12 protein-coding genes are annotated in these 13,724 nt (G+C 33.3%); all 12 read right to left on the reverse strand.

Annotation, left to right across the window (positions count from 1 at the left end; translation table 11 throughout):
• Positions 1–61 precede the first annotated feature (61 nt).
• Positions 62–1,129, reverse strand: coding sequence for an EpsG family protein (locus AB7942_RS08460; RefSeq protein WP_369446504.1), 1,068 nt, complete (start codon positions 1,127–1,129; stop codon positions 62–64).
• Positions 1,130–1,165: 36 nt separating this feature from the next.
• Positions 1,166–2,068 (reverse strand): glycosyltransferase family A protein, encoded by a 903-nt coding sequence (locus AB7942_RS08465; RefSeq protein ID WP_369446505.1) that lies wholly within the window; start codon positions 2,066–2,068, stop codon positions 1,166–1,168.
• Positions 2,031–3,158 (reverse strand): glycosyltransferase family 1 protein, encoded by a 1,128-nt coding sequence (locus AB7942_RS08470; RefSeq protein ID WP_369446506.1) that lies wholly within the window; start codon positions 3,156–3,158, stop codon positions 2,031–2,033. The genes AB7942_RS08465 and AB7942_RS08470 overlap by 38 nt, the downstream gene beginning before the upstream one ends.
• Positions 3,159–3,170: 12 nt before the next feature.
• Positions 3,171–4,337: a glycosyltransferase family 1 protein gene (locus AB7942_RS08475; RefSeq protein WP_369446507.1), complete on the reverse strand. Its 1,167-nt coding sequence runs from the start codon at positions 4,335–4,337 to the stop codon at positions 3,171–3,173.
• The gene (locus AB7942_RS08480) at positions 4,322–5,473 is read right to left on the reverse strand and encodes a glycosyltransferase family 4 protein (protein WP_369446508.1); all 1,152 of its coding nucleotides are present in this window, start codon (positions 5,471–5,473) and stop codon (positions 4,322–4,324) included. The genes AB7942_RS08475 and AB7942_RS08480 overlap by 16 nt, the downstream gene beginning before the upstream one ends.
• Positions 5,474–5,499: 26 nt before the next feature.
• A complete protein-coding gene (gene galU, locus AB7942_RS08485; protein WP_369446509.1) occupies positions 5,500–6,378 on the reverse strand; it encodes a UTP--glucose-1-phosphate uridylyltransferase GalU in 879 nt (292 codons plus the stop codon).
• Positions 6,379–6,391: 13 nt separating this feature from the next.
• Positions 6,392–8,218: a polysaccharide biosynthesis protein gene (locus tag AB7942_RS08490; RefSeq protein ID WP_369446510.1), complete on the reverse strand. Its 1,827-nt coding sequence runs from the start codon at positions 8,216–8,218 to the stop codon at positions 6,392–6,394.
• 429 nt (positions 8,219–8,647) lie between these two features.
• Positions 8,648–9,313 (reverse strand): CpsD/CapB family tyrosine-protein kinase, encoded by a 666-nt coding sequence (locus AB7942_RS08495; protein ID WP_369446704.1) that lies wholly within the window; start codon positions 9,311–9,313, stop codon positions 8,648–8,650.
• A complete protein-coding gene (locus AB7942_RS08500) occupies positions 9,294–10,025 on the reverse strand; it encodes a YveK family protein (RefSeq protein WP_369446511.1) in 732 nt (243 codons plus the stop codon). Before AB7942_RS08500 ends, AB7942_RS08495 begins: the two co-directional genes overlap by 20 nt.
• 217 nt (positions 10,026–10,242) lie before the next feature.
• Entirely contained in the window at positions 10,243–12,042 is a 1,800-nt protein-coding gene (locus tag AB7942_RS08505; RefSeq protein WP_369446512.1) for an ABC transporter ATP-binding protein, read from the reverse strand.
• Between the two features lie 12 nt (positions 12,043–12,054).
• The gene (locus AB7942_RS08510) at positions 12,055–13,242 is read right to left on the reverse strand and encodes a nucleotidyltransferase domain-containing protein (RefSeq protein ID WP_369446513.1); all 1,188 of its coding nucleotides are present in this window, start codon (positions 13,240–13,242) and stop codon (positions 12,055–12,057) included.
• Positions 13,243–13,253: 11 nt separating this feature from the next.
• The gene (locus AB7942_RS08515) at positions 13,254–13,712 is read right to left on the reverse strand and encodes a lasso peptide biosynthesis B2 protein (protein WP_369446514.1); all 459 of its coding nucleotides are present in this window, start codon (positions 13,710–13,712) and stop codon (positions 13,254–13,256) included.
• Between the last annotated feature and the right edge of the window lie 12 nt (positions 13,713–13,724).

Genomic DNA, 13,724 nt, shown 5'->3' on the forward strand with positions numbered 1-13,724 from the left:
TTTAAAAACCTTAGCTATTATAATTTGAAGGGGAGATTATTTTTTAGAAATAAATAGGGCCCTATAGATTTATATAATCACTTTTATAAATGATATTAAGTGATAGAACATTTTCATAATAAAAGTAAATTAGGTAGCAACACAATAGCCCATAATAAATAAATCTTCTGTCCCTTTTAGAAAAAAGTTTTATAATCCATGAAATTAATATTAAGCTATAAAGCCCAAAGTAAATATTAAATCTTGCAAAAATCCAATTCTGAGAGGAAATGACCATGAAGACTAATCCTAATAAGGTTAGATTAACGATATAATCGCTTTTGGGCCATAATTCTCTTAGCTTATTCCTACCAAAAAAGGCAACAATCAAAGGCGCTCCAGTTACAGCCACTCTCATCATACTTGCCCCACCCTCGGAAAAATTACTATAGTGACCATATTGGGTATCGTCAAGTGCGTTAAATAAAAGATCTGAGAACTGATTAAATCCCGCTGCAAGTAAGACAGCTACACCTAAAAGGGCAAAAGTAACTTTTGACCATGCTTCCCTTCTTACGATGAAATAAATTGGAATAAAAATTAATGCAGTTTGGTGTATAGTTGAGCCCAATAAAACTACTATTAAAAACAACTTCCAATTTCCATTAAGGATATATCTCGTTGCAGCAAATATAATTGCTGCAGCTAAATACTGTCTAATCCCATTCATAGATACGGTATACATTCCAGCTGCAATGTAAGTAAATAAACTCAATTCAACCATTCGAGAATATTTATATAAAACTAGCACTATCAACATATTCGTGATTAAAGCTACAGTGAATATTAATATTTGAGGATCATGTGAGATTCTCTGCAAAAGTGCTTGTAATACATTAAATCCAAAATCACCCTTATATTTAATAGTTTGGAGAGTATACTCATTAATTTTATAACTATACATATAAAAAAATGTATCACCAATATTATTTCTAAGGCCCGACACAAAAACTAATGAAGTACCAGAGATGAAAATAAGTAGTTTATTTGGCTTAACATATGGAATTTTTATGTCTAGTGGAGCAGCAAAATATCTTCCAAAGTATGAAGAAAAATATACGACAATAAGATTAATCCATAAAATTTCCATAGGCTTTTTACCCTTTCACTAATTCACTTCTTTACTCTAACTACTTTTTAAAATCGTTTTCTTCCCTGTATTTAAAATATAAAAATATAAAGCAATTCCAAGTGGAGTTGCAAGAAGTGTTGTAAATTTATTAGGAGACTCTTTTAAATATTTTGTATTTCTTATCATTATATTGCTTGATACATAATGGATAGATTCTCTGAATCTTTCTTTGAATGAAGGAGCATATCTCATTGCCACCTTTCTAAAGAAAGAAAAACTTCTTGGATTTTTTTTGTATTGTTTGATTATATTCATGCTTGAACCATCCTCTAAATACTCAACATAACAGAGGATTTCATTGAGAACGAGTAATGGATATTCTTGATCAATAAGAATGTATTTATAACTTAGCGGACAATATTTTTCACCAGGAAAAATTGGATAGGGTGGTGTTTTTCTCGTTAATTCTGAGCGATAGACTAGTTTCTTATCACCCTTCACTTTATATTTAGCATATAAATGTGATAATCTTGATTCTTTTATATCCTTTGGCATTTTCGTGCCAATTACTTTTCCATCAGGACTAGCATCTAATCCTATCATTCCTGCATAATTGTCCCCGCCAAATTTTTTCCAATACAAAGTTATTTTTTCAACAGCATCATCAGGCATATAATCATCAGAATCAATGCATACATTAAGTTCTGTATCAATTAATTCGTATGCAATATTATGTGCACCGTGCATTCCCTGATTTTGTTGAAAGTAATAACGTAATGGAACAACGTTCTCTGACTCCCATTTTTCAACTAATTGTCTTGTATTATCAGTTGATCCATCGTCAATTATTAACCAGATAAAATCTTTAGAAGTCTGCCTTTTTAAACTTTCATAGCACAAATGCAGAGTATAAGCACGATTATATGTAGGTGTAAATATGGTTAGGGTTGGCTTCATGCTTATTACCTCCTTTATTAAATACAGTCATAATACTATTTAGCACCAATCTATCAGGCCTCACGAACTGATGATAGTAATTAAAGTTATTTATCATCATTTGATATCTTAAATCATCATTGTTTAATAACTTAAATATTTGTTCAACACATTCTTCCGCGGTCCTAAAAGTAAGGTAATTATTTTCATTCAAAAGATTTCCTGGTACTTCATAGTGCAATTCTTCCGTTACAATTGCCTTACTTGCTGCAATATATTCTGTGAATTTCCAACCAATAGATTCATGTAATCCCATTGTTGCAACACAAATTGAAGATTCTTTTACTTTTTTTATATAATTGTTCCGCTTCGTAATCGCTTTATCATTTATTATGACATCTGGATAATTTTCAAATGAAAACCTTGTTGGTGATATTCCGCCAAAAAATTTGTCACCAAATTCTTGTCTGCACAATCTAATACACTTTACTCGAAGTTCATTAATAAACATACGTTCATCTTTTTTTTCTAAAGAGATTCCATTATTTGTGTCACCATTTACATCCCATAGTCTTGCCATAAAAAGAATCTTTGCATTAGTATCTCTAATGGGAATTTCCTCAAAAGATTCTACATAGTATTGGCCATTATAATATTCAGAGAAAGGTAACATTCGAACAATTTTTTTAATCTTTTCCTTTTTAGGATCTTGCCTCGTAGGTGAATGTGAAATATTCCCAGGGATAGTAACCATATAGTTTAACCCAAGTGGAAACATTTTATTGTTGATATTTAATTTTTCATTATATTTGTTACTAAAGCTTCTTTTGAAATAAAAATCGAAATTCGCTAAAAGGTTATTCATAAATTCAACGTAGTCTTGATTTTCGGTTAAAAGATTATCGTATCCATCATTTACATCATATAAAACACGGTATTGATTATTTATAATTACTTCCATCATATTGTAGGGTAATTTTTCTTTCGTATTTAATTTCTCTACCTTTAAGTCAATAATTCCATTCCTTTTAAGGATTTGAAATCCAGCAGTAATATTATAAAGATGAAGAGGAACCTCTCCTAATCTTATACAACATGATATCTTAGACATTTTTTAATACTCCTAACCCTGAACACCTTTATAGGATACAATTTGAAAATCAGACGTAGTCTTTTCATTATCCTCGATCGGTATAAGATGCATATAATAATCTTGAAGCCATGTAGCAGTTTGTCTAATATCAAATCCTTTATCTTTAATAAAACTGGAGGTATCTTTGTAACACTTTTTTAAAGACATAACTTTCTCTGCCCATAATTTTGTGGGATTATTAATATTTCCATAGCTTATTAAATTAGCTCCAATATCTACTTCATCTGTTATGACATCAGAAATTACACATGGTAAACCCGCTCCCTGAGCCTCAATTAGGGTAACTGGCAATCCTTCGTGGAGAGATGGAAATAACATCACATCAAAAGCTTGTAATAACCTGTTTATGTCACTTCTTAAACCTAAGAACTTTACTTTATCGAGCAGACCCTTCTGCACTGCTTTTTTTTCAATGCTAGTCTTTAATGGACCATCTCCAACTAAGAGGAGATAAGAATTAGCGTTAATTTTTATTATTTCGGAGAAAATGTCCAACAAAAACTCATGGTTTTTTTGATGGCAAAATCTTCCTACGTGGCCCACTATTAAATCATCTTGATCTAACTTTAATTCCTCACGCACAAGTTTACTTACCTCGGTTGAGTATTTAAACTTTTCATAATCAATGCCATTTTTTAATATCAATGCATCAACAGTTTTTGGACCAAATAACCAGTTAGAAGCATCGGTAGAGCAGGCAATTAAATCGGATGCACACTTCTTAATAAAACCTCCCGCGTACCACTTATAACATTTCGCGAATAATCCACCCTCACTATTAGTGTTATGACTATGTGAGATTCTATATGGAATTCCAGCCTTTTTTGCAGCCCTTAGGACGATTCCACTCATCTTATCCATGTGGGAATGTACAATCTTATATTGTTTGTTAATGTTAAAAAATTTATTTAAATGTTTTATATATTGAAAATGACCAACATCATTTATATACGGAATGCGATGTACCCTGCCACCCAACTCATTGATTTCTTTATCAAATACCCCCTCTTTACATGTTAAAAAGTCAAATTGAACCTTAGACCTATCTATATTTCGATACAGATTCATAATTAATGTTTCTGCACCACCTCGGTTCATATTGACAACAATATGCAAGATCCTTAATGGACTGCCCACATTATATCCTCCATTTCATTCATATAACTTCGGTAAATATCACTTTTCTCATCTAAAACCTTTTGGATACTAAAATTCGACATGATCTGTTTACGTCCATTTAAGCCTAGTTCATTTTTCAATTCCCTATTATGTGCTATTAGCTTAATTTTTTTTGCAAAATCAGCTGACTGATTCTCAATGAGCCAACCATTTTTGTCATTCTGTACTAATTCCCTGTGCCCCCTGTTATTATTTGCAATTACTGGCAGGCCGCAGGCCATGGCTTCCATTATATTTACTGGAAGGCCTTCTCTAAGACTAGATGCAACGGCTATATCACTCATTTTTAGCAGATCTTCGATATCATTTCTAAACCCAAGGAAATCAATCATGTCATCAACCTTAAATTTTCGAGCAAGTTCTTGGCATTCTCCTAATAAAAGCCCTTCTCCCGCTAATAAAAGTTTTGCATTTGGAACCTCATCTTTAACGAGAGCTAAGGATTCGATTAGCAATTTCTGGTTTTTGTTTTTATTAAATTCAGCGGCATAAAACATTAAAAAATCATTAGGCTTATAGCCTAATGATTCTCTTAATCTATTTTTTTGTGAGTCTTCCACAGGTTTAAAAATTTCAGTATTCACACCAACACCGTGCACTTGTTTGATTAATTCCGCCTTAAATCGATGAGACTTTGCTAAAATATAATCTTCTTGATTAATCGTGATAAGACAATCTGTTAAAGTAGACAGGACTTTTTCTATTGGATAATAAAGAAGCCAGTTTACTAATGGTGCTCCTTTACAGAAATGAAAGCCATGTGCTGTGTACATGACTTTTGTTCCATGCTTTCTTGTATTCCTTGCTGCTAACCTGGTAAGGACTCCGCCCATAGGGGTATGACAGTGAATAATACTATATTGGTGATCCTCGATAATTTTTTTCAGCTCATCATAAGCTTTTAGATTCATTTTATGAAAAGGTGATCTTTGAACGGGAATAGTAAATTTCTTATCCACATAAGGAAGTTTCAATTCACCAGATGCTGCAACATGTACTTCCCATCCCTGTTCTTTAAACCATTTTAAATATGGTAAATGAAAAGCTTTAAAGTGATAATCCACTGTTGCACAGAACAGAACCCTCTTTTGCATTTTATCTTCCATCCTTTTTTATCGAACTACCTAATCAGCTCTTTTTCAAGAACAGATGAAATGTAGTCTAATAACTGTGTCCTTAAATCTTCACGCTGTAAAGCTAATTCAATACTTGTTTGAATGAAGCCCATTTTTTCACCTACATCGTAGCGTACTCCCTCAAAATCATAGGCATATACAGCTTCATGTTGATTTAAAGCAGCGATAGCATCTGTTAGTTGTATTTCCCCACCGGCGCCAGGTTGTTGTTCACTTAATATGTCAAAAATTCTAGGACTAAGAATATATCGGCCAAGGATAGCGAGGTTCGATGGAGCCTCATCCTGTTTAGGTTTTTCTACTAAGCTATTTACACTGTAGAATCGATTATTAATATTCTTCCCATCCACAATTCCATACCTAGATACTTCATTGTCATGAACTGTTTGTACCCCAAGAATGGATGCATTATATCTTTCATACTGGTCAATTAACTGCTTTAAACAAGGTGTTTGAGCTTGAACAATATCATCGCCAAGCAGTACAGCAAATGGTTCATCACCGATAAACTTGCGAGCACACCAAATCGCATGACCTAATCCTTTCGGTTCTTTTTGACGGATATAATGAATATCTACCATTTTCGAAGACTTTTGCACTTCATTTAAGAGCTCTAGCTTTCCTTTTTCCAATAAGTTTTGTTCTAATTCGAAAGAATTATCAAAATGGTCTTCTATTGCTCTTTTCCCTTTACCAGTTACGATAATAATGTCTTCAATCCCTGATTCAACGGCTTCTTCTACTATATATTGAATAGTTGGCTTATCAACGATAGGCAGCATTTCTTTTGGCATTGCTTTTGTCGCTGGAAGAAATCTTGTTCCAAGTCCAGCTGCTGGTATAATCGCTTTTCTAACTTTCATTTTATTAACTCCTTTAAACTGAGACTGATAATTTTGATTTTGGCATTACTTTATAATTCGCAAGATCAATTAGCCTTTCCCTAATTTCGTCTTTATTTAGGCTAGAGTATGTTAGAACAATTTCCTCTATTTCTTGAATTAATAGGTCAGACGTTTTTCCAATATAAATCTTTGGATAAATTTGTTGCTCATGAACCTCTTCTTCTTTTAGTAATTCTTCAAATAGCTTTTCTCCAGGTCTTATTCCTGAAAATTCAATGCCAATTTCCTCAATAGTATTGCCTGAGAGTTTGATGAGGTTTTTAGCTAAATCAACAATTTTTACAGGGTCTCCCATGTCTAATACGAAAATTTCTCCTCCACTTGCTAGGGCCCCTGCTTGAAGTACTAACCTTGATGCTTCTGGGATCGTCATAAAGTAACGAACCATTTCAGGGTGGGTAACTGTCACAGGACCGCCTTTTTCAATTTGCTTTTTAAATAGCGGAATCACACTGCCTCTGCTTCCTAATACATTACCAAAACGAACGGCAACAAATTTGGTATTACATTCATTGTCCATATGTTGGATAATCATTTCGGCAAGCTTTTTTGCTGCTCCCATTACACTGGTTGGATTCACTGCTTTATCTGTTGAGATCATCACGAAGGTCTTCACTCCAGTCCAGCTGGCAGCATTTGCAACATTCATTGTTCCAATGATGTTATTCTTGACCGCCTCTTCTGGGTTAGCCTCCATTAAAGGTACATGCTTATGAGCCGCCGCATGATAGACAATATCAGGTTGGTATGTACTCATAACCGACATCAATTTCTTCTCATCTTGTATATCCGCAATCACTGGAATGAATTCAATTTCAGTATGTTTATTCGCTTCCTTTAATTCCATTTCTATCGAATATATACTATTTTCACCATGTCCTAATAAAATAAGTTTCTTTGGATTAAAAATCGATATTTGCCGGCAAATTTCCGATCCAATCGACCCTCCTGCACCAGTAACCAAAACGACCTTATTCGTGATATTATCTGAAATACTATTCATATCTAGTTCAACTGGTTCTCTTCCAAGTAAATCCTCTACTTGTACATCACGAAATTGACTTACTGACACTTTCCCTGTCATTAAGTCTTCCAGCAAAGGTAAAATTTGTGTTTTAGCATTTGTTTTGGCACATTCCAGAAAAATAGTATTCAACTTTTTTTTACAAAGTGATGGAATGGCAATCACTATATTTTCAATATCATTTTTCGAAACTACCGACTCGATTTTGTTGATACCTCCAACCACGGGGATTCCTAAAATATCAAGCTTATGCTTTTTTACATCATCATCGATAAATGCCACTGGCAATAAATCCGCCTCATTATTTTTTAATAATTGCCTTGCAACCATGGTTCCTGCTGATCCGGCACCTACGATGAGCGTTCGTTTTTTATTAACCATTTTATTAAGCTGTGAATCCCTTAGCATTCGCCAGCAGAAACGTGAACCTCCAATGAAAGACATATTCAGTAACCACGTTACTGCCAAAAGACGGACATATATTTCCTGAACAATTATTTGTTGGACAACTGCTGCAACAAAGATTGAAATTGACACTATTTTTAAAATGCTTAACAATTCTCCCACACTGGCATATTCCCAAGCTTTTTTATATAGATGAAATTTAAATGACAGCAAATAATGACTTAATAAAATGACAATTGAACTTAACACAATATGAAAGGTAATAACCTTGATGGTTCCATCCACTAAAAAACAACTACCAAAAATAGCCGTTAAAACGATACATGAATCAACAAAGATAAAGAAAGACATTCGTTGTCGGTAAGTCATAATTTTTCTCCTTTCCAAATTCAATTGACTCTACGATGTCTTTGCTTGATCGCATTATCTATTAGTCTCTTAATATCTTCTAATTGATCTTTTGTTGCCTCTTGCTTAATATACCTAACTGCTTTTTTAATTGATTTGGGGAAGCGATCAATATTCATGTCATAACTCCTTCAATTTAAAATGGTTAAGTAAATGTACTTTGTTCAAAAGAACACATACTTAACCATTTTATTTAATGTGGGGCATCTAACCCCTCCTCACATCATACTATCGACGACTAGCGTCTAAGGTTCCCTGACCCACAGTATGACCGAGTGCCTCCATTGATATTGGAAAGGAGACATCTCCAAATTTCACTCAACGATAAAAAATACATTTTTGTTTCTAATAACGAACAAGATTATTAAAAAAATTTCTAATTTAATAGGACTATTGATTTAAAACTGCTCCTACAACCTTTGCTTTGGCATACTTAAGTACTTTTTTTGCTTCGGCCGCTTTTTCTAATTTCGTTTTACCATTTTGAATTACTAGTATGACTCCATCACATTGGTTTGCAAGTAGCTTAGTATCTGTAACCTCTAGCACTGAATTAGAATCTATTATAATAACATCGTAATTTTGTTCTGCCTTTTTAAGGAGATCCTGCATCATCTGTGAACCAATTAATTCAACTGGATTAAATGGAACCACACCGCTTGATAAGAGATCTAGCCTCCAAACTTCAGTATGATAAACAGCCTCAGAAAAGGATAATCTACCTGTCAGAACATCCGTTAATCCCTCCGCATTGGCTGTTTTGAAGAAGGAATGTAAAGCCGGCCGTCTTAAATTAGCATCTATTAAGAGAACTTTTTTCTTCTGCTGAGCCATTGAGACAGCAAGGTTTGTTGCAACCATAGATTTCCCTTCTCCATCACTGGATGAAGTAATTAAAAAAGTGCGACTTTGCAGCTCGGACATCATGAACTTAATATTAGTATGAATCATTCTGAACTGTTCAGATATTATTGATTCGGGATGAGAGTATGTAATGATCGTTTTTTTCTTTATTGATGACTTTCTTCTAAATTTATTAAAGATCAATATTCTCACTCCTAGTTTCAAGTTCAAACTTCATACTTTTTGTTTTCTTCTTTACCATTCTTTTGTTTACTTTTGGGATTCTCCCTAATACAGGAAGACCAAGTAAGGATTCGATATCGTTTTCTTTTCTTATTTTGTCATCTAAAGACTCCAATAAAAATGCTATCCCGATGCCAATTGCTAAACCACCAATAATTAAAAATAGGATTTTATTATTATTTTTAGGATTAATAGATATTGTATTAACTTTAGCTTTTGATAATAAGCGAACATAATCTTTACCAACTATATTCGGTACCTCATCCCTGAAAATTTGAGCAGTCGTATCAGCTATTTTTGCTGCCTGACTTGGATCAGGATCTACCACACTAATACTCACTACCTGAGACGTTTCAACGCTCGCAACAGTAATTTGTCCTGCTAGGGCTTCCGCAGATCTCGTTAGCCTTAGTTTTTTTACAACTTTTTCTAAAATAACCGAGTCTTTCACAATAACCTGTAGGGTTTTCCTTGATTCTTCATCTGCCCCGATGATAATTCTTGAAGAGGACATATACATTGGAGTTACGGAGGTATTATTTAAAAGCACTCCCACTATTCCAGCTAAAACTGAAACCAATGCAATGATCCAAAAACGCCTTTTTATTACTGCAAATAACTCTTTTAAATTAATTTCCTTTGCTTTTTTTCTGTCACCATTACTTTCATTTAAGCTATTCATTAAACCACCTTTTTTGTAGGACATGTCAATCATGTTCTGAATATAGAACAATAATACAAAAAATATATTTTATATCTCTTTACTTCTTTGAATTAATATAAAAAAATCTAAATAATAACTCTATAGTCATTATATTAGTTCCTTATTAAGAACATGTCAATTATAAATTTAATGATATTCAATAACTTTGAATTGTATTAAGATGCCTAAATTACCATCAAACACTAACTCCCATTTGTTTTTTTAGTAAGCTTCTAAACATTCCTCTTTTTTCATTTGCTAGTTGGCTAAATTGTCCTTGTTGTATGATTTCTCCTTGTTCTAATACAATTACCTGATCAGCATTTCTTATGGTTGAAAGTCGATGGGCGATGACTATAACAGTCATTGTTCCTTTGAGTCTATCTAGAGCCTCTTGTATCTTAGACTCGTTTTCAGTGTCTAAGGCACTTGTTGCCTCATCTAATACAAGAATAGATGGTTTACGTAATATGGCTCGAGCTAGAACTAACCTTTGTCGTTCTCCTCCCGAAATCCTTATCCCTCGATCACCAATGAGCGTATCAAGTCCATTAGGTAGATTTTTTACAAAATCAGCCGCTGCTGAGAATTCTAGTGCCTCCCAAATTTTTTCTTCACTTGCATTCTGATCAATAATCAATAAATTTTCTCGTATTGTAGCATTAAACAGAAAGGGATCCTGTGGTACATAGCTGATTGATTTCCTAAAAGAAAGTAAATTAGCACCAGTGAGAGCATTCCCATCGATTAAAACTTGGCCAGTCTCAGGGCGATTTAACCCCATAATTATATCTATTAATGTACTCTTGCCAGCACCTGACCTGCCGACAATCGCTGTCATTCTATTTACAGGTACTTGAAAATTAATATTTTGTAAAGCATAGTTAGGCTCCCTCTGATTATACCGAAAATTAACATTCCTGCACTCTAACCCTGTATTAATAAGAATTGGTTTTACATTATAAAAGTCTCCTACATCTAGTTCTTTTGCATCCTTAGATTGCTTTTGTAAATCTATCAATGCCGTAAAGGCAGGTGAGATTGATCCTAATTGTTCTAAATTAGATTGAATTCCACTAAACCGTGGCCATAATCTTGAAAAAATCATAATTATTAAGATTAGCTCTGCTGGTTGAGCTTGTAACATTTTTATAGAAAAGAACATAAAGATTGCTATAAGGAATGCTGAAGCTACCTTATATGTAAATTGTGAAATGGTATTCAATTCTATTAACTTTACTATATTATGTTCCATTCTTTTACTAATGCTTCGGAACCACAATAAATGGGACTCCTCAAGCATATTACTTTTAATGTCCTTTATGCCATTAAATTGATCTGTAATACCTGCTAAAAACATTTGGGATATTTCATAGGTTTCATTACCTAATGAATTTGATTTTTTTATAAATTTTTTAGTAAAAAGGAAAATTGCTACACCAAAGAACAGGACAAATATAGTCAGTTTGGTTGATAACCAAAAGGCAATCCCTAACTGTATCAAGGTAAATACCAGTGAAGTTAAAAGCTGTAAGAACAAATTTGTTCCGCCACTTACACGTGTAATTTCTGCCGTCATTAAATTGATAATATCTGATTTTCTTTTGTTTAAAAAAAAGGTCCAATTTGATTGTAATAATGTTTTATAGGTTTCCTCACGCAAATAACGAATAAAGCCTTGTTGAATTTTAACATTTAAGACTGTTTGTTTTCTCTCTAAATAACTTTGAGACAATATTATTAGGAAATAAAACACAAGTATTAAGGACAAACTCAATATTTTTGGAAATTTATGAATTACAGAAGACATCCAGGATAGTATTTCAGCAGACTGGGAGTTTACATCTAATACCCCTGTGAGATTTATCAACGGGATAAGCATTAAAATTCCTACACCCTCAAATAAACTAATTAAGACCATGCCTATAAGATTGATATAAAGAATTCGTCCAGAAAAAGAATGTATTTGTTTCGCAAAATATAACACATGATTCATTTCCATATCCTCCTAAGATATCGCATGGCTCTTTGTTTTCCTCCAAGCCCATAAAAAGGGACGTAAAGGAAAATATAAAAAGTGAAGGTATTCGGGTAATGGAAGAGTCTCAGCATCCTCAGGGTAAGGATACAAAAAACTAATAATAAAGAAAATTCTTTGCTGCCTTGACATTAAGGAAGTTAAATGACGTTTATGATACTTGGAAATATCCGCTGGAACAGGATCAGTGTGTAAATTAACCATCCTTTCCAAATAAAAGATTGCTGCCTGAGCTAACATTTTGGGATGTTTCCCTTTTATTAATGGTTTCATTTCTTTTGTAATTGAAATGCTTAATAGTTGGGAACACAAAACAATTGCCTGACCTGCTACATTAAGGAACTGATGCTTTTTCAATAATTTTGCTAAACTTACCCAATTTATATTTTGTTTAACAAGTTGCTTTATATCAATTAACCAACGTAGGCGTGACCAACCATGTCGTGCACCATGTGAAACTAGAAATAAAAATAAATCCTCTCTCCCTAAATAATAGACAGGATAACTTGTTAATGCACTTACTCTTTTTCGTTTCCATAATTCTATAAAAGGCGGTTCTTTTCCCGGGCCAGGATTTAGTCTCCAATGAATTTCTAATTTGATGTTCTTTTGAGGATGGAAATATGTTACATGATGATGCCTCCATGTCCAATCATTTAATACCGTTTGGATATAATCATCTTTTTCATATCCTAACTGTATTAAAAGTTCCTCTACCTTAGCTAAATCATCTATTGGAATCAGAACATCTAGGTCACCCGAAGTCCGTTTGGAAACATCTCCGTAAAGGTCTTCTCCAAGAATGGGGCCTTTTAAAACTAGTAGTTTTATCTGATTGTCATTAAATATTTTACATATCTCCACCATTACACTGCTAAGATGTAGCATTTGTAACGTATTCTTCCTATATGTTAGATTTAAAATTTGAATGACATTTGGGGGAATTAAATTTACATCAAATTTTTTTATTTTCAAAGATAATATCGGATATACCCGATGATGTATAGCTAATTCAAGAAAAAGCTTCCAATCAATATCTTTAAACCAGTCACTTGAGTTAGCCTGAAATCTCTCAACATCTTCTATCTTTATTATTTCTAGAATTAATTTTAATTCTTTAGGGATTAGAGCAAGATCGAGACTGAAATTATTTTCCATGACTTTCCCCTTTATTTCTTAATTACTTTTTTGGCAAATTTGCTAACAACAACAAACCGTTCCATTTCTTCAGCTCCTGTTAAATACAATGGGCCACTGCGCAGCCATGCATGAGCAATCATTTTTCCTGTTTCATCCTTGGCTGTTCCTAAATAAATCGTACTTTCTATATTACGTCTTTCCAACATCTTCATTGCTGCAATTGCCTTAACTAGACACATACTTTCCCAAAGAGTATACCTACTCATCATATTAACTGCTTGTGAAATTTGCTTAAGAAGTTTTCTATTTAGATCATCTATATTTAATGATGTTTCATTCATTTGCTCACCTAAAGAAGAAGCAACTTTTGAAAATGACATGCTTTTAAGAACACGTGCCCAGCCAAGGAAAATAAATGCCTCCACCAATAGTAGCTTTGTTTTTGTATCAAAAAACAAAAAGTATCTTACCCTTTTAAATATTTTCATTTGAAAGTTCCC

It is taken from the genome of Neobacillus sp. BF23-41, from assembly GCF_041106275.1.

Excerpts from the sequence above, each read along its gene's own strand:
- AB7942_RS08490 (WP_369446510.1), bottom strand. The coding sequence starts at position 8,218 with ATGACTTACCGACAACGAATGTCTTTCTTTATCTTTGTTGATTCATGT.
- AB7942_RS08470 (WP_369446506.1), bottom strand. The coding sequence starts at position 3,158 with ATGTCTAAGATATCATGTTGTATAAGATTAGGAGAGGTTCCTCTTCAT.
- AB7942_RS08500 (WP_369446511.1), bottom strand. The coding sequence starts at position 10,025 with ATGAATAGCTTAAATGAAAGTAATGGTGACAGAAAAAAAGCAAAGGAA.
- AB7942_RS08460 (WP_369446504.1), bottom strand. The coding sequence starts at position 1,129 with ATGGAAATTTTATGGATTAATCTTATTGTCGTATATTTTTCTTCATAC.
- galU (WP_369446509.1), bottom strand. The coding sequence starts at position 6,378 with ATGAAAGTTAGAAAAGCGATTATACCAGCAGCTGGACTTGGAACAAGA.
- AB7942_RS08505 (WP_369446512.1), bottom strand. The coding sequence starts at position 12,042 with ATGAATCATGTGTTATATTTTGCGAAACAAATACATTCTTTTTCTGGA.
- AB7942_RS08510 (WP_369446513.1), bottom strand. The coding sequence starts at position 13,242 with ATGGAAAATAATTTCAGTCTCGATCTTGCTCTAATCCCTAAAGAATTA.
- AB7942_RS08465 (WP_369446505.1), bottom strand. The coding sequence starts at position 2,068 with ATGAAGCCAACCCTAACCATATTTACACCTACATATAATCGTGCTTAT.
- AB7942_RS08515 (WP_369446514.1), bottom strand. The coding sequence starts at position 13,712 with ATGAAAATATTTAAAAGGGTAAGATACTTTTTGTTTTTTGATACAAAA.
- AB7942_RS08480 (WP_369446508.1), bottom strand. The coding sequence starts at position 5,473 with ATGCAAAAGAGGGTTCTGTTCTGTGCAACAGTGGATTATCACTTTAAA.